Genomic DNA, 21,395 nt, shown 5'->3' with positions numbered 1-21,395 from the left:
CGATGAAAGGCATCATTTTAGCCGGAGGATCGGGAACGCGGCTACATCCCATCACCCGTGCAGTTTCTAAACAACTGCTGCCGGTCTATGACAAACCAATGATCTACTACCCGCTGTCAGTTCTGATGCTGGCGGGTATCCGCGATATTCTGCTGATTACCACGCCGGAAGATCGGGCGCAATTTGAGCGTCTGCTGGGCGACGGAGCGGAATTTGGTCTGCGGCTCAGTTATGCGGTCCAGCCCCGTCCGGACGGTCTGGCGCAGGCGTTTATCATCGGTGAATCTTTCATTGGCGACGATAATTGCTGCCTGGTTCTGGGCGACAATCTCTACTTCGGCCAGGGATTCAGTCCGAAGCTACGAAAAGTGGTAGAGCAGAACCGTGGCGCGACCGTGTTCGGTTATCAGGTGATGGATCCCGAACGCTTCGGTGTGGTGGAGTTTGATGATGACTTTAAAGCGATTTCTATTGAAGAGAAGCCAAAGCAGCCGAAGTCTCGCTGGGCGGTAACCGGCCTCTATTTCTATGATAATCAGGTGGTCGACTTCGCCAGACAGGTTAAGCCTTCGCCACGCGGTGAACTGGAAATCACCGCCATTAATCAGATGTATCTTGAGCGCGGTGAGCTGACTGTCGAACTGCTGGGACGCGGATTCGCATGGCTGGATACCGGTACCCATGACAGCCTGGTGGAAGCGAGCATGTTTGTGCAGACGGTTGAAAAACGTCAGGGCTTCAAGATTGCCTGTCTGGAAGAGATCGCCTGGCGTAACAGCTGGCTGAGTGATGACCAGCTACGTGCGGCAGGCGAAGCGCTGACCAAAACCGGCTACGGCCAATATCTGCTGGATCTGTTACATGCCCGTCCACGTCAATATTAATCCCCTTCGCTGGGAGAGTCAGTTCTTCGGTGTTGAGACCGTGCGGCTGGATCTTAACGGTGACACCGCCCTGGATGCAGCGCTGCAACATCCCTGCGCGCTGCTGCAGGTCAAAGTGCCCGCCAGCCAGACCGCGCTGATTGATACGCTGCAGCAGCACCGGTTCCAGCTGGTGGAAGGCGAAGCGGATCTGACGCTGCCGATTAACCAGACCGAACGACAGGTCGGCATTCGCATTGCACGCGAGGCGCAAATTCCGGCCCTGCGCGAGGCGGCCTCACAGCTGTTCAGTCAGAGTCGCTTTCGTGCGCCGTGGTATGCGCCCGATGCCAGCGGGCGTTTCTACGCCCAGTGGATTGAAAACGCGGTGCGTGGCACCTTTGATCATCAATGCCTGGTGGCTGCGGATGCGGCAGGCCAGCTACAGGGCTTCGTCTCGTTGCGTGAAGTGGACGGCGACGCTCGTATCGGTTTGCTGGCGGTGCTGCCTGACGCGCAGGGCCAGGGACTGGGCCAACGGCTGATGCTGGCGGCAGCGGACTGGGCGCGGGTGCGGCGACTGGTGCAGCTTCGGGTCGCCACTCAGCTCAGCAATCTCACGGCGATGCGCCTCTATTTACGCAGCGGTGCCCGCATCGACAGCACCGCCTACTGGTTCTACAGGAAAGGTCATGATTCCATTTAATGCACCCCCGGTTGTGGGCACCGAAATTGAGTACATGCAGTCGGCGATGAACAGCGGCAAGCTGTGCGGAGACGGCGGTTTTACCCGTCGCTGCCAGCAGTGGATGGAGCAGCGCTTTGGCAGTAAAAAAGTGCTGCTGACCCCCTCCTGCACCGCGTCGCTGGAGATGGCCGCGCTGTTGATCGATCTGCAGCCGGGCGATGAAGTGATCATGCCGAGCTACACCTTCGTCTCTACCGCCAACGCCTTTGTGCTGCGCGGCGCCCGCATCGTGTTTGTCGATGTGCGTCCCGACACCATGAATATCGACGAGACGCTGATTGAAGCCGCCATCACCGAAAGAACCCGCGCTATCGTGCCGGTGCACTACGCCGGCGTCGCCTGTGAAATGGACACCATAATGGCGCTGGCGGCGAAGCATAAGCTGTTTGTCATTGAAGATGCGGCGCAGGGCGTGATGTCACGCTACAAAGGCCGTGCGCTGGGCACTATAGGTCACATCGGTTGTTTCAGCTTCCATGAAACCAAGAACTACACCGCTGGTGGTGAAGGCGGGGCGACGTTAATTAACGATGCCAGCCTGGTTGAACGCGCCGAAATCATTCGCGAAAAAGGCACTAACCGCAGCCAGTTTTTCCGCGGTCAGGTGGATAAATATACCTGGCGCGATATGGGATCAAGCTACCTGATGGCCGATTTGCAGGCAGCCTATCTCTGGGCGCAGCTGGAAGCGGCTGAACGCATCAACCAGCAGCGGTTGCGCATCTGGCAGCGTTATCATGATGCGTTACAGCCGCTGGCGGAGCAGGGGCGAATCGCGCTGCCGGCGATCCCCGCTAACTGTGAGCACAACGCGCATATGTTTTACATCAAACTGCGCGATCAGGACGACCGTCAGGCGTTGATTAACTGGATGAAAGAAGCCGAGATACTGACAGTATTCCACTACATTCCGCTACACAGTTCGCCGGCTGGCCAGCGTTTCTCGCAGTTTTTCGGCGACGACCGCTTCACCACCGTTGAGAGTGAACGCCTGCTGCGCCTGCCATTGTTCTATAACCTGTCGGATAACAACCAGAGCACGGTTATCAGCTCGCTGCTGAGCTTCTTTTCCTGATGTCACTGGCCAGAGCTTCAGTATGGACCGCATCGTCCACGCTGGTAAAAATCGTTGCCGGACTGCTGGTGGTCAAACTGCTGGCGGTCAGCTTCGGGCCGGAGGGCGTCGGTCAGGCGGGTAACTTTCGTCAGCTGATTACCGTGCTGGGCGTGCTGGCGGGGGCCGGAATTTTCAACGGCGTGACCAGCTATGTGGCGCAGTATCAGCAGCAGCCCGAACGGTTACGGGCGCTGGTCGGTACCGCCTCAACCCTGGTGCTGGGCTTTTCCGGCGTGCTGGCGCTGCTGTTCCTGCTGGCGGCAGGCCCGATCAGCAGCGCGCTGTTTGGTCACGATCGCTATCAGAACGTGATCCGCGTGGTGGCGTTTCTTCAGCTCGGTATCGCCTGGGCGAACTTTAGTCTGGCGCTGCTGAAAGGGTATCGTGATGCGCGCGGCAATGCGCTGGCGCTGATTCTCGGCAGCCTGATTGGCGTCGCCGGTTATCTGTTGTGCTGGTGGTTTGGTGGTTATCAGGGCGCACTGATCGGTCTGGCGCTGGTGCCGGCACTGTTGCTGGTGCCGGCAGTGGTGTTGCTGAAACGCCGCGTACCCTTGCCGCTCAGCTGGCTGCGTCCGCAATGGCAGCCCGAGCTGGCGCGTAATCTGGCTAAATATACCCTGATGGCGTTAATTACCACCGTGACGCTGCCGGTAGCCTGGGTAATGATGCGTAACCTGCTGGCGCAGCAGCAGGGCTGGGCGCAGGTCGGACTGTGGCAGGGCGTAACCAGCATCTCCGATGCCTATCTGCAATTTATCACCGCCACCTTCAGCGTCTGGCTGCTGCCGACGCTGGCGCGACTGGATAACAAACGCGATATTGCCCAGGAAATTGGCCGGGCTCTGCGCTTTGTGCTGCCGGCGGTAGCGGTGGCCAGTTTCGCGGTCTGGATCCTGCGGGATGTTGCCATCAGCCTGCTGTTTTCCGACGCGTTCCGTGGCATGCGCGATCTGTTTGTCTGGCAACTGTGCGGTGATGTTTTTAAAGTGGGAGCCTATGTTTTCGGATATCTGGTGATCGCCAAGGCCTCGCTGCGCTTTTATGTTCTGACTGAGATTAGCCAGTTTGTATTGCTGACGCTGTTCTCACGCTGGCTAATCCCGTTACAGGGCGCGACGGGTGCGGCGCAGGCCTACATGTTTACCTATATGGCTTACTTTGCCCTGTGTTGTGGCGCTTTTATGGTTTATTGCCGGAAAAAATGACTTTAATTCACGTTTTGGGATCGGATATTCCCCACCACAACCTCACGGTGCTGCGTTTCTTCAACGACATACTGAGCGTTGAACAGCCCACGGCCACGCCACGCCATTTTATGGTGGTGACGCAACAGCCTGAGAGCTTTTCGCCGTTCAGCGCCTTACAGATTGAGTGCTTTGCCAGTAAAAAAGCGCTGGCGCAGGCGGTATTGCAGCGCGCCAGGCAGCGTCAGCAACGCTTTTTCTGCCACGGCCAGTTCAATCCCTGGCTCTGGCTGGCGTTACTCAGCGGCAAGCTGCATCGTTCCCAGCTGTTCTGGCACGTGTGGGGCGCTGACCTGTATGAAGATTCTCGCAGCCTGAAGTTTCGCCTGTTCTATTTTCTACGCCGGCTGGCGCAGGGGCGGGTAGCGCACGTTTTTGCCACCCGCGGCGATCTGCATCATTACCAGCAACGCCATCACCGGGTACCCGGTTCGTTACTCTATTTCCCGACCCGCATGCCGGAGGCCGCGGTCCACTCTGCGCCCGATTCGAGGTTTACCCTGCTGCTGGGAAATTCAGGCGATCCGAGTAACCGGCATATCGACGGACTCAAGGCGATCCGCGCGCAGTTTGGCGACCAGGTGCGTATCGAGGTGCCGCTGGGATATCCGCCGAATAATCAGGCCTATATCAGTCAGGTGCGGGCCGCGGCTGAGGCGCTGTATCCGCAGGGGCAGGTGAACCTGATTAGTGAACAAATGGCGTTTGATGACTATTTAGCGCTGCTGGCGCGCTGCCACGTCGGGTATTTTATGTTTGAACGTCAGCAAGGGATCGGGACCTTGTGTCTGTTAATCCAGGCCAACGTACCTTTTGTCCTGAGCCGTAAAAACCCGTTCTGGCGTGATGTGGCGGAGCAGCAGTTACCGGTGCTGTTTAGCGAAGATGCGCTCTCGCCTGCAGTGATTACCGAGGCGCGTCGTCAGCTGGCGGGTTGCGACAAACAGGCGATCGCCTTTTTCGCGCCCGGCTATCTGGCCGGATGGCGTTCAGCATTACGCCTCAGCGAAGGGGAGTTGTCATGAGCCTTGTGCAGTTTAGCGGTCTGCTGGCGGTCTACCTGCTGTCGCTGGGTTTTATTCTGACCCTGACCTGGCGGGAGTTTAAGCGCGTGCGTTTTAACTTCCATCTGTTCTTCACGCTGCTGTTCTTACTGACTTTTTACTTCGGCTTTCCGCTGACCAGCGTGCTGGTGTTCCGTTTTAATGTTGAAGTGGTGCCGGTAGCGTCTCTGCTGCAGGCGCTGCTGTCGGCCACCGGATTTTATGCCATCTATTACGTCAGCTATAAGGTCCGACTGCGGCCCGCGAACGCCCCGCCGGCCAAACCCTGGCTGCAGATGAACCGGGTCGAAACCCACCTGACCTGCGTGATCCTGGCGCTGGTGGCGCTGGGCACCGTGACGGTGTTTTTCATCCATAACGGTTTTCTGCTGTTCCGTCTGACCGCCTATAACCAGATTTTCTCCAGTGAAGTCTCTGGCGTGGCGCTTAAGCGCTTCTTCTATTTCTTTATTCCGGCGATGTTGATCCCCTATTTTTTGCGTCCGACACGACGCAACTGGCTGCTGTTTCTGGTAGTAACCGTCGCTTTTGGTCTGCTGACCTACGCGCTGGTCGGCGGTACCCGTGCCAATATCATTATCGCGTTTGCCCTGTTTCTGTTTATCGGCATTACCCGCGGCTGGATTACGCTGTGGATGCTGGCAACTGCGGGCGTCATGGCGATTGCCGGCATGTTCTGGCTGGCGCTGCGGCGTTATAACCTCGACGTGATGGGCGATGAAGCCTTTTATACCTTTCTCTACCTGACGCGTGATACCTTCTCGCCGTGGGAGAACCTGGCGTTACTGCTGGATAACTATGCCCGCATTGAATTTCAGGGACTGGCGCCGCTCTGGCGTGACTTTTATGTGTTTATTCCCAGCTGGTTGTGGCCGGATCGTCCGCTGGCGGTGCTGAACAGCGCTAACTACTTCACCTGGGAAGTGCTGAATAACCATTCGGGACTGGCGATCTCGCCAACGCTGATCGGTTCGCTGGTGGTGATGGGCGGCGTCTGGGCAATCCCGATCGGTGCGGTGGCGGTGGGGATGATTATCAAAGTCTTCGATGCACTCTATGCGCGAGGCTGCCAGGAAACCAATCGCTACAGCGGGGCTATTCTGCAAAGTTTCTGTTTTGGCGCGGTGTTCAACATGATCGTGCTGGCGCGTGAAGGTCTGGATGCGTTTGGCTCACGCGTGGTGTTTTTCGCTATTATTTTTGCCGCCTGTCTGGGCGTGGCTAAATTACTATTTTGGTTATTGGATCGCGCCGGTTTAATTCGCGACTGCAGCGAGCGGGTGCTGCATAGCCCCTCCTGATTAACCTCTGGGATTGACGGAAGATATGACAAAGTTACCTGACTCGCCGCAGTACCGGATTCGCGGCGTCGCGCTGTATGGCTTCGACAGCATGCCGTCGGCGGTGGATTTTTTAATGCCGCCGCAGGGCGTGCGGAGCGGCATCTTAGTCGCCATCAATGCAGAAAAGATTCTGACTGCCGAACGGGATGAGGGATTACGTAACCTGTTAACGCAGGCCGAGTTCGCCTATCCGGACGGCATCAGTATCGTCCGTTCAATCCGTAAAAAATACCCGCAGGCGTCGGTACAGCGCATTGCTGGCGCAGACTTATGGGAAGCCCTGATGGAGCGGGCCGGACGTGAGGGCACCCCGGTGTTCCTGATCGGTGGGCGTCAGGCGGTGCTGGATGAAACCTGCGACAAGCTGCGTCGTCAGTGGAATGTAAACATTGTCGGGGCGCAGGATGGTTATTTTGCGCCAGCCGATCAGGATGCGCTGTTTGCCCGCGTGGCCGCCAGCGGTGCGAAGCTGGTGACGGTTGCACTGGGTTCACCTCGCCAGGAGCTGTTAATGCTGGCGTGCCGCGCCCACTGGCCTGATGCGCTCTATATGGGTGTCGGTGGCACCTATGATGTTTTCACCGGTCATGTGAAGCGCGCACCTAAAATCTGGCAGCGACTCGGACTGGAATGGCTTTATCGGTTGATCAGGCAGCCAGGCCGCTGGCGCAGGCAATTAAAACTGCTGAAATATTTGCGCTACCACTGGCGTGGCGATCTCTGATATTGCTGATTAATGCCGCATTTTTACCCGGAAGGTGGGGAGAAGTGCACTATTTGTCGACGAAATGCACAAAGCGTAATCAAACGCGTTTTTTTATTGAAAAAGCACTAGACACGATGGGCGCTTATCTCTAGTATGCACATCCGCAACGGCGCTACGCGCCCGTAGCTCAGCTGGATAGAGCGCTGCCCTCCGGAGGCAGAGGTCTCAGGTTCGAATCCTGTCGGGCGCGCCATATCGTTTGTGCGCATGAGCTTCGGTGGTTTGATTTACCGCGTTAGTTGGCAGTAAAGATTTAGATGCTGCAGGTTTTAAACTTGTAACATTCGGTACAGTGGTGGCTATAGCTCAGTTGGTAGAGCCCTGGATTGTGATTCCAGTTGTCGTGGGTTCGAGTCCCATTAGCCACCCCAGATTTTGCTGGGATACGCGAAGGTGGCGGAATTGGTAGACGCGCTAGCTTCAGGTGTTAGTGTCTTAACGGACGTGAGGGTTCAAGTCCCTCTCTTCGCACCAGGCAAAACAGTTAAAAAAATCGGCGAGTAGCGCAGCTTGGTAGCGCAACTGGTTTGGGACCAGTGGGTCGGAGGTTCGAATCCTCTCTCGCCGACCATTTTAGAAACCTGTCTGAAAAGACAGGTTTTTTTTCGTCTGTAGCAAAAGAGGATGAGAACCTCCGAAGGAGGTTTGAGCCGAGCGCAGCGAGACAACGTTGCTTCAGCAACGTCCCGCAGGGCAGGCTCGCAGAGCCGGGTAATCCTCTCTCGCCGACCATTTTAGAAACCTGTCTGAAAAGACAGGTTTTTTTTCGTCTGTAGCAAAAGAGGATGAGGACCTCCGAAGGAGGTTTGAGCCGAGCGCAGCGAGACAACGTTGCTTCAGCAACGGCCCGCAGGGCAGGCTCGCAGAGCCAGGTAATCCTCTCTCGCCGACCATTTTAGAAACCTGTCTGAAAAGACAGGTTTTTTTTCGTCTGTCGGTTAGCGAAAGACCGGCCGCGTCGCTATTCTGCGACAGTTAACCTGTTGATTTTATAAGGATGTCCGACAGTTTCTCGTGGCTGTCTCCAGAGAGAGACAGCGAAGCGGACCGGTGTCGCTGAATACCGACACTCGCGGCAGGCTGTTTACGTCACCTTATTCCGTATTTTTATTAAGTAGCTGATTTAAAAAGACTTTGAAAATAAAATCTAAGCTGGCATGAATTATGCAATAATAAACCTGTAGATGCTCATTCCACCTCTTATGTTTGCTGATGCAACATAAACCTGGGAATGATGCAGAGCCAATTTTTAGGTACCTGTTGTCTGCCTGCCTGTATCGCGAAAGTCTTACAGGGTTAACAGACACCACGTTGAGTCAGGTACCTCCCGGTTGTCTTACCGACCTGATCTTGCACCTGCCTATGGCAGGTGTTTTTTTATCTGCGGTTTACTGCCGGCTGGCGGTAAATGTCGGGCACAAAAAAGCCGGGCAAGCCCGGCTTTTATCTTTCTCTCCGGCCAATCAGGCGCCGGGATTGTTCTTCAGCGTCAGCAATAAGCCTTCACGACGCATCTTTGCCGCTTCTTCCGGGCGACGCAGGCGATCGTATACATCCGCCAGCCAGGCATAGTCGAACGCATCAGGACGCTGTGCCAGCGCCTGCTGCAGCGCTTCGGCCGCCTGTTGCCATTCACCATGACGCATCAATAGCTGACCCAGCGTACTGTGCAGCAGCGGCGTAGCACCATGCTGTTTAATCTGCTGGCGTAACGCTTTCTCCAGCGCTTCCGGATTCCCGCTCTTGATGCGTGGCATCAGCAGCACCAGCCGATCGTCATAGTGGCGTTTCAGCCCCTCCAGGACGATTGACTGCGCGGTATCGTGATCGTCACACTCAATCAGGTGGTCAGCCATCGCGACCTGCAGCGTGGTTTCCTGACGGGTTTTGCGGCTCAGATTGCCCCACCAGCGCTTCAGTCCGTCGCTACCCTGATCGGCCATCGCCTGACTCATCAGGCCCAGCCAGGCCTGTTGCTGCAGGGCAGCGCGGTGATCGTCATCGCCAACCTGTGCTTTCTGCATCGCTGGCAGAATATCCAGCAGGGCGCTCCAGGCGCCGGTACGGATATAAGCCTGCTCGGCCAGGCGCAGCACTTCAGGATGGCGCGGCGCAACTTCCAGTAAACGATCGATGCTGTGACGCGCGGCGTGATCTTCATTACGCGCCAGCTGAATACGCGCACGGGCAATTTCCACCGGAATGGTGTTGCTGTCTGACAGTTCAGCCGCCCGCTCCAGATGCTGATTGGCGCGGACTTCATCGCCACGCTGTTGAGCTGCTTCCGCCGCCAGCAGGTAGTTGGCGACCGGCACATCGGCATGATCGGCATCTTTAGACAGCAGTTTTTCAACCTGACGATGGTCGCCTTCCGCCAGCTTCATCAGCGCGGACTGGGTATGACGCTGGGCGCGACGACGTTTACGACCGGTAAACCAGCCGCGGGTACGGGCACCGGTATGCAGCACGCGACGCAGCAGCCATTCCACGGCCAGAATCACCAGCAGGCTGATGATCAGGATAATCACCAGCCCGGTCACGCTGGTCTCGATATTCCAGTTATCGGTCTGAATCAGCACGTAGCCCTGATGACCCGCGATCATCGGTCCCAGCACCACGCCAGCAATCAGCAGGATAAAGAGGATAAATACCTTAAGCATGCTTAGCCTCCCTGCTGATTAGCAGCGGCAGAGGGTTGCGCTAACAGGTTCCGCACGCGGGTTTGCATCAGCTGCTCAAGTAACGGCTGGCTTTCGAGGTTGTCCGGCAGATCCATATTGATGCTCTGCTGGCTCAGCTCATCCAGCTGGGCGAGAAACGCTTTGGTGGCGGCATCATTGGTATCGTACCAGGCGCGAACCCAGGCGGAGACGGTGTCGATCGACTGTTTGTAGATCTCATCCTGATGACGCGGAACCGCCTGAGCGGCAATCAGCAGACGGGAACGAATGTTCTCACGCAGATAAACATCCTGATTAGGTGCCAGCAGCGGTTGTGCGGTGTTATCACGGCGACGGATGGTAATAAAGTCATCCATAAAGTTGTGCCAGCTTTTCACCAGATTCTGTCGCCATTCGCGCACTGAACCTGACAGCTCACCACCGTCGCTGTCCATCGGCGCATCATCGCTGTCGTTATCGGCCAGACGCAGATTGTCGACATTGTTCGACAGCTGATTCAGCTTCAGGATCACGCCATCATAGTCGACCTGGCTGACCGATGAGAGGGTGCTGATATCCTGGGTTAACGCGCGACGGACATTCATCACGCTCGGGTCGTTCATGTCAGCCAGGCTGGCATCGGCGCTTTTCAGCAACGCGGCGGCGGTGGTGACATCCTGATCGCTCCACAGTTTGCGACCCGCCAGTTTCACCAGGTAATCCGCCTGCGCCAGCAACCAGCTGCGCACGTCGTTGCCTGAAATCACAGCCACTTTCTCACGCAGCGTTTCCAGCTCTTTGGCAGAGGCGCCCTGTTGGGCTTCCGCCTTCTGCAGCGCGGTTTCGGTGCTACTCAGCTGCTGCGTTAGCTGCTGTTTGTCGTTGCTGGCCTGCTGCTGAAGCGCGCTAAGCTGTTCGCTCAGACGCTGGTTGGTTTGTGCCTGTAAATCAGCCTGATGTTTCCCATTAAGGTATAAACCTGCACCAATCGCCAGCGCAATGACGATCGCAACCGCACCCAGCACCATGCCACCGTTTTTTGCTTTACGGGGTGGTGTGGCGTTGCTGGCAGCAGAGCGGTCGACTGCTGGGGTGGTTTCTTCAACCATGGCGGAGGAGTCTTTTTGTTCCGTCATATGTGGCACATCCCATTGTTAAAGTTCAGCGTAACGCGCGCAATAGCGCATCGTTATCGGCACCATCGGCTACCTGAATATCCTGCCAACCCAATCCTGCGGCCAGGGTAGCCAAACGTTCACTGACGACAATCAGTCGGCAGTTGAGCAACCATTCCTCGCGATCGATCGCGGGGAACAGCGAAAAAAGCTGTTGTAACATTTCTCCACTGGTCACCACCAGCACCGAGACGCCGCGATCGCGCCATCGCCGGCCTTCTGTCGCACCGTTATAGTGTTTCTGACAGCGCTGGTAGCAGGCGGCAAACGACACCTCTGCGCCGCGTTGCGTTAAGGTCTCCGCCAGTAGCTCCCGGCCGGGGTTACCGCGCAAAATCAGCGCACGCTTATGGGCAACCTGCTGCAGCGTATTTAACTGAATTAACTCTTCACTGGTTTCATGTGCATGCGGCCAGGTCACCTGCTGACCACTGACGGTATGGAACGCCAGCGCAGTGGATCGACCAATTGCATAATAGTCCAGCCCGGCGGGCCACGCTGTGACAGCGTGTTGAGCGTAGTGGATAACCTGCTGCGACAGGATAAAAACCAGATCGCCAGGTTGCAGATCGGCTAACTTTTGCGGCAGATGAGGCAGGTCGACGCCCGGCGCGAATTCAATCAGCGGCAGGCTCCATGCTTGCTTACCCAGCGCATGCAGGCGTGATACCAGCTCTGCTGCTGCGGGTTCCGGACGCGTCACCAGAATGGTCATGCCGGCGGCTGCCCCTGGTAAACTTCACGCAGGATTTCACGCGCGCCGCCGTTAAGCAGCTCATCGGCAAGTGAAATGCCCATCTGTTCTGCCTGATCGCGCGGCCCGCGGCGCTCGCCGCTGACCATCACGCTGCCATCCGGCGCGCCGACCATGCCACGTAGCCAGAGCTCATCGCCTTCCAGCACCGCAAAGCTGCCGATGGGCACCTGACAACCGCCTTCTAAGCGGGTATTCATGGCGCGTTCTGCTTTGACGCAGACGGCGGTATCATCGTGGTTTAACGCCTGCAACAGGCTGATTAAGTGGCTGTCGTTGAGACGGCACTCAATGCCGACCGCGCCCTGACCGACCGCGGGCAGGGAAACATCTGCCGGCAGCGCCTGACGGATCCGATCCTGCAGTCCGAGGCGCTTCAGTCCGGCGACGGCCAGAATAATGGCGTCATAGTCGCCAGCATCGAGTTTACCCAGTCGGGTACCGACGTTGCCACGCAGCGAGCGGATCACCAGATCCGGACGACGGGCGCTGATCTGACACTGACGGCGCAGGCTGGAAGTGCCAACGACCGCGCCATGCGGCAGGGCATCAATGGAGTCATAGTGATGAGAAACGAACGCATCGCGCGGATCATCGCGCTCGCAAATGGTGACCAGACCCAGACCGGCAGGGAAATCGACCGGCACATCTTTCATTGAGTGCACCGCCATGTCGGCCCGGCCATCCAGCATCGCCTGTTCGAGCTCTTTGACAAACAGCCCCTTGCCGCCCACTTTAGCCAGCGGCGTATCAAGGATAATGTCACCTTTGGTGACCATCGGCACCAGCTCAACCTGCAGGCCAGGATGGGCGCTCATCAAGCGTTGCTGTACATAATGTGCCTGCCATAATGCCAGCGGGCTTTGTCTTGTAGCAATTCTGAAAATTTTGTCTAACATGCTGTTAACCATTTTGATCGTTCACTGAATATCCTATCATCTATGAGGGAATGCTGTCAGTTTCAACGGATTGAAAACGGCCTGCTCACGGATTAGGCCCGATTTATCAAGGCTCATTTGATACCGATGCTGAAAAGGCGGGAAGCCAGTAAGAACGTGCTAAACTGTTAAGTAGCGCAACTTTCTTTACGGTCAATCTGCCGAGTGTTAGATTGATCACGTTTCCAGCAATAATCTGCCCACTTTTTCACTTTATAAGCGGCAGATGGTGGAAACAGGGTGCTTAAACACTGGGACAATCAGGCGAAACGTCTTGTACCTCTACATTGAGACACTGAAACAGAGACTGGATGCAATCAACCAGCTGCGCGTCGATCGTGCACTGGCTGCCATGGGACCCGCTTTTCAGCGCGTCTACAGTCTGCTGCCAACCTTATTACATTATCAACATCCGCAGATGCCGGGTTACCTTGAAGGTAACGTTCCACATGGCATCAGCTTCTTCACGCCTGATGAAAATCAGCGTCAGCTACTGGCCGATTTGACCGGCGACAGCGATCTGCGCCTTGCCGATGCGCCAAAAGGCGAAATGCCGATCACCGCGATCTATTCGATGGGCAGCACCTCGTCGGTCGGTCAGAACAGCGTGTCGGATCTCGACATCTGGGTCTGTCATCAATCCTGGCTGGACAATGAAGAGCGCCTCAATCTGCAGCGTAAATGTACCATGCTGCAGAAATGGTGCGTCTCAATGGGCGTGGAAGTGAGCTTCTTCCTGATCGATGAGAACCGTTTCCGGCATAACGAAAGCGGTAATCTGGGCGGTGAAGATTGCGGTTCGACCCAACATATTCTGCTGCTGGACGAGTTTTACCGCACGGCGGTGCGCATGGCGGGTAAACGTATCCTGTGGAACATGGTGCCCGGTGAAGAAGAGCACCATTATGACGACTATGTGATGTCGCTCTATGCCAAGGGTGTGTTGACGCCAAACGAATGGCTCGATCTGGGCGGCCTTGGCACGCTGTCGGCGGAAGAGTACTTCGGTGCCAGCCTGTGGCAGCTGTATAAAAGTATCGACTCGCCGTATAAAGCGGTGCTGAAAACCCTGCTGCTGGAAGCCTACAGCTGGGAATACCCGAATACACAACTGCTGGCGATGGACATCAAACAGCGCCTGCACGACGGCGAAATCATCTGCTTCGGGCTTGATCCCTATTGCATGATGCTGGAACGCGTTACGCATTATCTGACCAGCGTGGACGATCAGCCACGTCTCGATCTGGTGCGCCGCTGTTTCTACCTCAAAGTGTGCGAGAAACTCAGCACCGAAGAACATCAGCATCGCACCGGATGGCGGCGTGAAATTCTGTCGCAGCTGGTGAAAGAGTGGGGCTGGGATGACGAGAAAATAGCCATCCTGGATAACCGCGCAGAGTGGAAAATCGAGCGGGTGCGTGAAGCGCACAATGAACTGCTGGATGCGATGATGCAGAGTTATCGCAACCTGATCCGGTTTGCCCGCCGCAACAATTTAAGCGTCAGCGCGAGTCCGCAGGACATCGGCGTGTTGACCCGTAAACTGTACGCCGCGTTTGAAGCACTGCCAGGCAAGGTTACCCTGGTCAACCCGCAGATTTCGCCCGATCTTTCTGAGCCGAACCTGACCTTTATTCATGTGCCGCCTGGCCGGGCCAACCGCGCTGGCTGGTACCTGTATAATCAGGCACCGGACATGGATTCGATCATCAGCCATCAGCCGCTGGAATATAACCGCTATCTGAATAAGCTGGTGGCGTGGGCGTGGTTTAACGGTCTGCTGACCCGCAAAACCCGGCTGCACATTAAAGGCAATGAGATCTGCGATCTGGCGCGTCTGCAGGAGCTGGTCAATGACGTCTCCAGTCATTTCCCGCTTCGCCTGCCAGCCCCGACGCCAAAAGCGCTCTACAGCCCGTGTGAAATTCGTCACCTCGCGATTATCGTCAACCTCGAGCACGATCCAACCTCGGCGTTCCGTAATCAGGTGGTGCACTTCGACTTCCGTAAGCTGGACGTGTTCAGCTTCGGCCAGCAGCAGCAGTGCCTGATTGGCAGTATCGACCTGCTCTATCGTAACTCGTGGAATGAAGTGCGTACGCTGCACTTCAGCGGCGAACAGGCGATGATCGAAGGGCTGAAAACCATTCTTGGCAAGATGCATCAGGATGCCGCGCCGCCGGATACGGTGGAAGTGTTCTGCTACAGCCAGCATCTGCGCGGGCTGATTCGGACCCGCGTGCAGCAACTGGTGTCGGAATGCATTGAGCTACGGCTTTCCAGTACGCGACAGGAGCCGGGTCGCTTCAAAGCGCTGCGTATGGCCGGCCAGACCTGGGGTCTGTTCTTTGAACGCATGAGCGTTTCGGTACAGAAGCTGGAAAACGCCGTCGAATTTTACGGCGCGATTTCCAATAACAAGCTGCACGGCCTGTCGATCAAGGTGGAAACCAACCAGACGCCGCTGCCGCCGGTGGTTAACGGCTATGCCAGCGAAGGCATCATCCAGTTCTTCTTTGAAAACACCACCGATGAGCGCGGTTTCAACATCTACATTCTTGATGAGACTAACCGGGTTGAGGTTTACCATCACTGCGAAGGCAGCAAAGAGGAGCTGGTGCGAGACGTCAGCCGTTTCTACTCCTCGTCGCACGATCGCTTTACCTACGGCTCAAGTTTTATCAACTTCAACCTGCCGCAGTTCTATCAGATCGTGAATACCGGTGAACGTTTCCAGGTGATTCCGTTCCGCAGCCAGACGCTGACGCAGCTGTGCGCCTCGCCGCCTGATAACGACAACGGCGACTATCAACCGCGCTATCAGGTGCATTGAACCCGATCGGCCGCCTGCCTGCTCAGGTGGCCGTCATCTTTCCGGCCTGACACTCTGCTCACGCTATTTGCGGGGATTTCCTGTTGCTTTTCCAACTTCAACTGCGATGATAAGCATCCAGGTAAAGGACATGAAGAGCATAAAGAATGAAGAAAGTGATAAGCCTGTTGGCGATGGCGCTGGCCGTGACCAGCCTTGCCGGTTGTGGTCTGAAAGGGCCGCTTTACTTCCCGCCGAAGGACCAGCCGAAGAAGCAACAAGCCCCGACTGAACGCCAGAAAGCAGACGCCTCTAAAGCGGATGTCAACGGTCTGGTGACCGGCGATTCGAGCGCGCAAGCGAACTAATATAATGGCTTATCCGGCGGAGCTAAAAATGCAGTTCTCCAAAATGCACGGTCTCGGCAACGACTTTATGGTGGTCGATGCGGTGACACAAAACGTCTTTTTCTCGCCGGAGTTGATCCGCCGGCTGGCCGATCGTCATTTGGGGATCGGTTTTGATCAATTGCTGATTGTTGAACCGCCTTACGATCCCGATCTCGATTTCCACTATCGCATTTTCAATGCCGATGGCAGCGAAGTCGCGCAGTGCGGCAACGGCGCGCGCTGCTTTGCCCGCTTCGTTCAGCTGAAAGGGCTGACCAACAAAAGTGATATTCGCGTCAGTACCCAGAATGGCCGTATGGTGTTGAGCGTGACGCCGGACGATCAGGTGCGCGTCAACATGGGCGAGCCCAACTTTGAGCCGCAGCAGGTGCCGTTTCGCGCCAATAAAGCCGAGAATCTCTATCTGCTGCGCGTGGCCGAGCAGACGGTGATGCTGGGGGCAGTTTCCATGGGCAATCCCCACTGCGTTATTCAGGTCGAAAGCGTGAAAACCGCGCAGGTTGAACTGCTGGGGCCGATTCTGGAAAGCCATGAGCGCTTCCCGGATCGCGTTAACGTCGGCTTTATGGAAATCATCAATCCGGAACACATTCGTCTGCGCGTGTATGAACGCGGCGCAGGGGAAACGCAGGCGTGCGGCAGCGGAGCCTGTGCTGCCGTTGCGTGCGGCATTCAGCAGGGTATTCTGGCGCCGAAAGTGCGCGTTGATTTGCCCGGCGGAACGCTGCATATCGCCTGGAAGGGGGCGGGTCAGCCACTCTACATGACCGGTCCCGCCACACATGTCTACGATGGGTTTATTCATCTATGAAAAATATCGAAGAGCAGGCGGACAGTACGGTCCTGCTGGACGATCAGGCCGTCAGTGATTATCTGCGGCAAAATCCCGATTTCTTCATCCGCAACGCCCGCCAGATTGAACAGATGGCGGTGCCGCATCCGGTACGCGGCAGCGTGTCACTGGTTGAGTGGCACATGGCGCGGCAGCGTAACCATATCCAGCAGCTGGAAGAAGAGATTACCCTGCTGATGGAACAGGCAACCGCCAATCACGAATTGTTTGATCGCTTGCTGGCGCTGCAAAGCCATCTGGCGGCAGCGGATTCGCTGCAGGAGATGCTGAACCGTCTGCACCGCTGGGCGCGTGAACTCGGCCTGGCCGGGGCCAACGTGCGGCTCTTCAGCGATAAATGGCAGCTCGGCGCGCCTTCGGATTTCTTCCAGCTTAGCCTGTCGCGTCAGGCCTTTGAGCCGCTGCGCATCCAGCGCTTCGGTAATCAGCATCACTATCTGGGCAATATCAATGGCCCGGAATTACTGCTGCTGCTACCGCAGGCGAAAGCGATCGGTTCGGTCGCGATGTCGCTGATGGGCGAAGCCGGCGATCTGGGCGTGCTGATCTTCAGCAGCCGCGACAGCCAGCATTATCAATCTGGCATGGGTACCTTGCTGCTGCAGCACCTGTCGCAGATGATGCCTGATTTGCTGACTCGCTGGATCGAACGCGCATGAGCAGCGCGCTGCAGGAGGCCGTCGACGGATTTCTGCGCTACCTCAAGGTGGAGCGCCAGCTCAGTCCGCTGACCCAGAGCAGCTATGCCCGCCAGCTGGCGGCGCTGGTCGCGATTGCCGATGAGATGAAGCTCAGCGCCTGGACGCAGCTTGAACCGGCGCAGGTGCGCAGCATGGCGGCACGCAGTCGTCGCGCCGGTCTGGCCGCCAGCAGTCTTGCATTACGCCTCTCCGCGCTGCGCAGCTTTCTCGACTGGCAGGTCAGCCAGGGTTTGCTCAGCGCGAACCCGGCGAAAGGGGTGATGACGCCGCGTAAGGCGCGCCATCTGCCGAAAAATATTGATGTCGATGACGTAAACCAGCTGCTGGAGATCGATCCCAGCGATCCGCTGGCGGTGCGCGACCGCACCATGCTGGAAGTGATGTACGGCGGTGGTCTGCGTCTCTCTGAACTGGTGAATCTGGATTGCCGTCATGTCGATCTCGATTCCGGCGAAGTGTGGGTTGTGGGTAAAGGCAGCAAAGAGCGTCGTGTGCCGATTGGCCGTACCGCGGTCAGCTGGATCCAGCAGTGGCTGCCGCTGCGCACCAGCTTTGGCGGCCAGGATGACGCGCTGTTTCTCTCTACGCGCGGCAACCGGATATCGGCGCGCAACGTGCAAAAGCGTTTCGCCGAATGGGGCATTAAGCAGGGCGTGACCAGCCATATTCATCCGCATAAACTGCGGCACTCCTTTGCGACTCACCTGCTGGAATCGAGCGGTGATTTGCGCGCGGTGCAGGAGCTGCTGGGCCATGCCAATCTCTCGACCACCCAGATTTATACCCATCTCGACTTTCAGCATCTGGCTTCGGTCTATGATGCTGCGCATCCCCGGGCCAAACGAGGAAAGAACGAATGAAGTTTTATCGTCCGCTGGCTGCCATCAAAGCGATTACCTTCGACCTTGATGACACGCTGTATGATAACCATCCGGTGATCCGCCGGACCACCGCTGAGTCCCACGCGGCGTTACAGGCTTTTCATCCGGCGCTGCGCGATTTTACGCCGCAGGCTTATCAGGCGCTGCGCGATGAGTTGCTGCTGCGTGAACCGGAGATCTACCACGATGTGTCGGAGTGGCGGCGGCGTTCGGTTGAGCTGGCGATGCTCAATATCGGCTTGTCTGCGGCTGATGCGACGGCCGGAGCGGAGCAGGTCATGGCGGTGTTTCATCAATGGCGTAGTCAGGTTGAGATGCCGGATGAGACCCATCAGACGCTGAAAATCCTGGCGGAGAAAGTCCCGCTGGTGGCGGTCACCAACGGCAATGCCTGCCCGGAAAAAATGGGCATTGCCGATTACTTCCGGTTCACGCTGCGGGCGGGGCCGGATGGACGTGCGAAGCCGTGGCAGGATATGTATCAGCTGGCGGCACAGCGGCTTAACATCGCCCCTCAGCACATTCTGCACGTCGGCGACGACCTCACCACCGATGTGGCTGGCTCGTTGCGTTGCGGTATGCAGGCCTGCTGGATTAACCTGCGTCAGGGCAACCTGATGCAGATCGCCGATGCGCGCCTGTTGCCGCATGTCGAAATTTCGCAGTTGGCATCACTCACCTCACTGCTATAATGGCTGTAAATTTATCCAGTCGTCTCCCTTACTTTCGCGCTGCGGCCGTGGCGGCAGCCGGGTTTGTTCCCGCCGCAGGCCGGACACCGGCAGCCGTCGCCTGGCGTCAGGCGTAACAGACCGGGTGACGACCTTTTTTCTTTGGTAAACGGGGCTTATGGACGTTTCTGAACTGCTCGACGGTTTGAATGACAAACAGCGCGAGGCCGTAGCGGCACCGCGCAGTAACCTGCTGGTGCTGGCAGGCGCGGGCAGTGGAAAAACGCGGGTGCTGGTCCATCGCATCGCCTGGCTGCTGTCGGTCGAAAACTGTTCGCCTTACTCGATTATGGCGGTGACCTTTACCAACAAAGCGGCGGCCGAGATGCGTCACCGTATCGAGCAGCTGATCGGCACCAGCCAGGGCGGCATGTGGATCGGTACCTTCCACGGCCTGGCGCACCGCTTGCTGCGTGCCCACCATCTGGATGCCAATCTGCCACAGGACTTTCAGATCCTCGACAGTGAAGATCAGCTGCGGCTGCTAAAACGCCTGATCAAATCGATGAATCTGGATGAGAAGCAGTGGCCGGCTCGCCAGGGCATGTGGTACATCAACGGCAAAAAAGATGAAGGTCTGCGGCCAAAGCACATTGAAAGTTATGGCAATCCGGTTGAGCAGACCTGGCTGCGTATCTATCAGGCCTACCAGGAAGCCTGTGACCGTGCCGGTTTAGTCGACTTTGCTGAACTGCTGCTGCGCGCCCATGAGCTGTGGCTCAATAAGCCACACATTCTGAATCACTACCGCGAACGCTTCACCAACGTGCTGGTGGACGAATTCCAGGATACCAACAACATTCAGTATGCGTGGATCCGCATGCTGGCGGGGGACAGCAGCCGGGTGATCATCGTCGGCGATGACGATCAGTCTATCTATGGCTGGCGTGGGGCGCAGGTCGAGAACATCCAGCGCTTCCTGCAGGATTTCCCCGGCGCGGAAACCATCCGCCTTGAGCAAAACTATCGCTCAACCAACAACATTCTGAAGTCCGCCAACGCCCTGATCGCCAACAACAACGGCCGTCTGGGTAAAGAGCTGTGGACCGACGGCAGCGACGGCGAACCCATCTCCATCTATTGCGCCTTCAATGAGCTGGATGAAGCGCGCTTCGTGGTAAACCGCATCAAGACGTGGATGGAAAACGGCAACGCGCTGAATGATTGCGCCATTCTCTATCGCAGCAACGCCCAGTCACGCGTGCTGGAAGAGGCGCTGCTGCAAAGCAGTATGCCGTACCGTATTTATGGCGGTATGCGCTTCTTCGAACGTCAGGAGATCAAAGATGCGCTCTCCTATCTGCGCCTGATGGCCAACCGCAATGATGACGCAGCATTTGAGCGCGTGGTTAACACCCCGACGCGTGGCGTGGGCGATCGTACGCTCGACGTGGTGCGCCAGACCGCGCGTGAACGACAGATGACGCTGTGGCAGGCAACGCGCGAACTGCTGCAAACCCGCGCGCTGGCTGGCCGGGCCGCGTCGGCGCTGCAACGTTTCTGTGAACTGGTCGATTCGCTGGCGACGGAAACCGCAGAGCTGCCGCTGCACGTCCAGACTGACCGGGTGATCAAAGACTCCGGTCTGTGGCTGATGTATGAGCAGGAGAAAGGTGAAAAAGGTCAGGCGCGAATCGAAAACCTTGAGGAACTGGTAACCGCCACACGCCAGTTCAGCTATCAGGATGAAGATGAAGACTTAATGCCGCTGCAGGCCTTTTTATCGCACGCGGCGCTGGAGGCAGGCGAAGGCCAGGCCGACAAATGGCAGGATGCGGTGCAGCTGATGACGCTGCACTCGGCGAAAGGGCTGGAGTTCAGCCAGGTGTTTATCGTCGGCATGGAAGAGGGGATGTTCCCGAGCCAGATGTCGCTGGACGAAGGCGGCAGGCTGGAAGAGGAACGTCGACTGGCTTACGTTGGTGTGACCCGCGCGATGATCAAGCTGACGCTAACCTACGCCGAAACCCGCCGACTGTATGGTAAAGAAGTGTATCACCGTCCGTCACGTTTTATCGGCGAGCTGCCGGAAGAGTGCATTGAAGAAGTGCGCTTACGCGCCAGCGTCAGCCGTCCGGTGAATCATCAGCGGATGGGTGCGCCGATAAGCAAAAACGACAGCGGTTTCGCGCTGGGCCAGCGGGTGCATCACGCGAAATTTGGTGAAGGCACCATCATTAATCTGGAAGGCAGCGGTGAGCATAGCCGCCTGCAGGTGGCTTTCCAGGGGCAGGGAATCAAGTGGTTAGTGGCGGCTTACGCCAAACTGGAAACCCTGTAGCCTGCGGTTGACGACATTTTCGTCTCAGCGTAACATGCGCCCACTATTATC

The 21,395-nt window shown here is 57.1% G+C and carries 18 protein-coding genes, 4 tRNA genes and 2 other RNA genes; 20 read left to right on the top strand and 4 right to left on the bottom strand.

The annotated features are described in order from the left end of the window. The first annotated feature begins 2 nt into the window (after positions 1-2). The 13 genes from rfbA (at position 3) to AABB92_RS18705 (ending at position 8,041) form a co-directional block, all read left to right on the top strand. Positions 3-884, top strand: a complete 882-nt coding sequence (gene rfbA / locus AABB92_RS18765) for a glucose-1-phosphate thymidylyltransferase RfbA (protein ID WP_031375054.1) — start codon at positions 3-5, stop codon at positions 882-884. Further along, positions 862-1,569 (top strand): dTDP-4-amino-4,6-dideoxy-D-galactose acyltransferase, encoded by a 708-nt coding sequence (gene rffC / locus AABB92_RS18760; protein ID WP_031375053.1) that lies wholly within the window; start codon positions 862-864, stop codon positions 1,567-1,569. The genes rfbA and rffC overlap by 23 nt, the downstream gene beginning before the upstream one ends. Beyond that, positions 1,556-2,686, top strand: coding sequence for a dTDP-4-amino-4,6-dideoxygalactose transaminase (gene rffA / locus AABB92_RS18755; protein WP_031375052.1), 1,131 nt, complete (start codon positions 1,556-1,558; stop codon positions 2,684-2,686). The genes rffC and rffA overlap by 14 nt, the downstream gene beginning before the upstream one ends. Next, the gene (gene wzxE / locus AABB92_RS18750) at positions 2,686-3,936 is read left to right on the top strand and encodes a lipid III flippase WzxE (RefSeq protein WP_031375051.1); all 1,251 of its coding nucleotides are present in this window, start codon (positions 2,686-2,688) and stop codon (positions 3,934-3,936) included. The genes rffA and wzxE overlap by 1 nt, the downstream gene beginning before the upstream one ends. Then, on the top strand, positions 3,933-5,000 hold the full coding sequence (gene wecF, locus AABB92_RS18745) for a TDP-N-acetylfucosamine:lipid II N-acetylfucosaminyltransferase (RefSeq protein WP_031375050.1): 1,068 nt from the start codon (positions 3,933-3,935) through the stop codon (positions 4,998-5,000). Before wzxE ends, wecF begins: the two co-directional genes overlap by 4 nt. Then, positions 4,997-6,340 (top strand): ECA oligosaccharide polymerase, encoded by a 1,344-nt coding sequence (gene wzyE / locus AABB92_RS18740; protein ID WP_031375049.1) that lies wholly within the window; start codon positions 4,997-4,999, stop codon positions 6,338-6,340. Before wecF ends, wzyE begins: the two co-directional genes overlap by 4 nt. A 25-nt stretch (positions 6,341-6,365) precedes the next feature. Then, positions 6,366-7,106 carry a lipopolysaccharide N-acetylmannosaminouronosyltransferase gene (gene wecG / locus AABB92_RS18735; protein ID WP_031375048.1) on the top strand — a complete coding sequence of 247 codons (741 nt, stop codon included), beginning with the start codon at positions 6,366-6,368 and terminating at the stop codon, positions 7,104-7,106. A gap of 158 nt (positions 7,107-7,264) precedes the next feature. Continuing rightward, a tRNA-Arg gene (locus AABB92_RS18730) sits at positions 7,265-7,341 on the top strand. 102 nt (positions 7,342-7,443) lie between these two features. After that, positions 7,444-7,519 (top strand) — tRNA-His (locus tag AABB92_RS18725). A gap of 16 nt (positions 7,520-7,535) precedes the next feature. Next, positions 7,536-7,622 (top strand) — tRNA-Leu (locus AABB92_RS18720). Between the two features lie 20 nt (positions 7,623-7,642). Next, a tRNA-Pro gene (locus tag AABB92_RS18715) sits at positions 7,643-7,719 on the top strand. Positions 7,720-7,751: 32 nt separating this feature from the next. Beyond that, positions 7,752-7,880, top strand: a non-coding RNA gene (locus AABB92_RS18710) — RtT sRNA. A 32-nt stretch (positions 7,881-7,912) separates the two neighbouring features. After that, positions 7,913-8,041: non-coding RNA, RtT sRNA (locus tag AABB92_RS18705), on the top strand. Between the two features lie 570 nt (positions 8,042-8,611). On the opposite strand, the gene hemY is transcribed toward AABB92_RS18705, so the two are convergent. Genes hemY through hemC form a run of 4 tightly spaced genes read right to left on the bottom strand, consistent with a single transcriptional unit; the run spans position 8,612 to position 12,636 of the window. Further along, positions 8,612-9,808, bottom strand: a complete 1,197-nt coding sequence (gene hemY, locus AABB92_RS18700) for a protoheme IX biogenesis protein HemY (protein WP_031375047.1) — start codon at positions 9,806-9,808, stop codon at positions 8,612-8,614. 2 nt (positions 9,809-9,810) lie between these two features. Next, the gene (gene hemX / locus AABB92_RS18695; RefSeq protein WP_031375046.1) at positions 9,811-10,944 is read right to left on the bottom strand and encodes a uroporphyrinogen-III C-methyltransferase; all 1,134 of its coding nucleotides are present in this window, start codon (positions 10,942-10,944) and stop codon (positions 9,811-9,813) included. Between the two features lie 25 nt (positions 10,945-10,969). Next, the gene (hemD, locus tag AABB92_RS18690) at positions 10,970-11,698 is read right to left on the bottom strand and encodes a uroporphyrinogen-III synthase (protein WP_031375045.1); all 729 of its coding nucleotides are present in this window, start codon (positions 11,696-11,698) and stop codon (positions 10,970-10,972) included. Further along, on the bottom strand, positions 11,695-12,636 hold the full coding sequence (gene hemC / locus AABB92_RS18685; RefSeq protein WP_046289559.1) for a hydroxymethylbilane synthase: 942 nt from the start codon (positions 12,634-12,636) through the stop codon (positions 11,695-11,697). Before hemC ends, hemD begins: the two co-directional genes overlap by 4 nt. 313 nt (positions 12,637-12,949) lie before the next feature. On the opposite strand from hemC, the gene AABB92_RS18680 reads away from it, so the two are divergent. From AABB92_RS18680 to uvrD, 7 genes are all read left to right on the top strand, one after another. After that, complete coding sequence (locus AABB92_RS18680) at positions 12,950-15,508, top strand: class I adenylate cyclase (RefSeq protein WP_031375043.1); 2,559 nt, start codon at positions 12,950-12,952, stop codon at positions 15,506-15,508. 146 nt (positions 15,509-15,654) lie between these two features. Continuing rightward, positions 15,655-15,855: an LPS translocon maturation chaperone LptM gene (gene lptM, locus AABB92_RS18675; RefSeq protein ID WP_031375042.1), complete on the top strand. Its 201-nt coding sequence runs from the start codon at positions 15,655-15,657 to the stop codon at positions 15,853-15,855. 28 nt (positions 15,856-15,883) lie between these two features. After that, positions 15,884-16,708, top strand: coding sequence for a diaminopimelate epimerase (gene dapF / locus AABB92_RS18670; RefSeq protein ID WP_031375041.1), 825 nt, complete (start codon positions 15,884-15,886; stop codon positions 16,706-16,708). Continuing rightward, positions 16,705-17,409, top strand: coding sequence for a DUF484 domain-containing protein (locus tag AABB92_RS18665; RefSeq protein WP_031375040.1), 705 nt, complete (start codon positions 16,705-16,707; stop codon positions 17,407-17,409). The genes dapF and AABB92_RS18665 overlap by 4 nt, the downstream gene beginning before the upstream one ends. Continuing rightward, positions 17,406-18,311 carry a tyrosine recombinase XerC gene (gene xerC / locus AABB92_RS18660; RefSeq protein WP_046289560.1) on the top strand — a complete coding sequence of 302 codons (906 nt, stop codon included), beginning with the start codon at positions 17,406-17,408 and terminating at the stop codon, positions 18,309-18,311. The genes AABB92_RS18665 and xerC overlap by 4 nt, the downstream gene beginning before the upstream one ends. Then, positions 18,308-19,024 (top strand): 5-amino-6-(5-phospho-D-ribitylamino)uracil phosphatase YigB, encoded by a 717-nt coding sequence (gene yigB, locus AABB92_RS18655; protein ID WP_031375039.1) that lies wholly within the window; start codon positions 18,308-18,310, stop codon positions 19,022-19,024. Before xerC ends, yigB begins: the two co-directional genes overlap by 4 nt. A gap of 157 nt (positions 19,025-19,181) precedes the next feature. Next, positions 19,182-21,344, top strand: a complete 2,163-nt coding sequence (gene uvrD / locus AABB92_RS18650) for a DNA helicase II (RefSeq protein WP_031375038.1) — start codon at positions 19,182-19,184, stop codon at positions 21,342-21,344. The last annotated feature ends 51 nt before the right edge of the window (positions 21,345-21,395 follow it).

The organism is Pantoea brenneri (genome assembly GCF_038594305.1).
GTDB classification, from domain to species: domain Bacteria; phylum Pseudomonadota; class Gammaproteobacteria; order Enterobacterales; family Enterobacteriaceae; genus Pantoea; species Pantoea brenneri.
The sequence above is the reverse complement of the archived record's forward strand: the minus strand, read 5'-3'. Positions and strand labels throughout refer to the sequence as shown.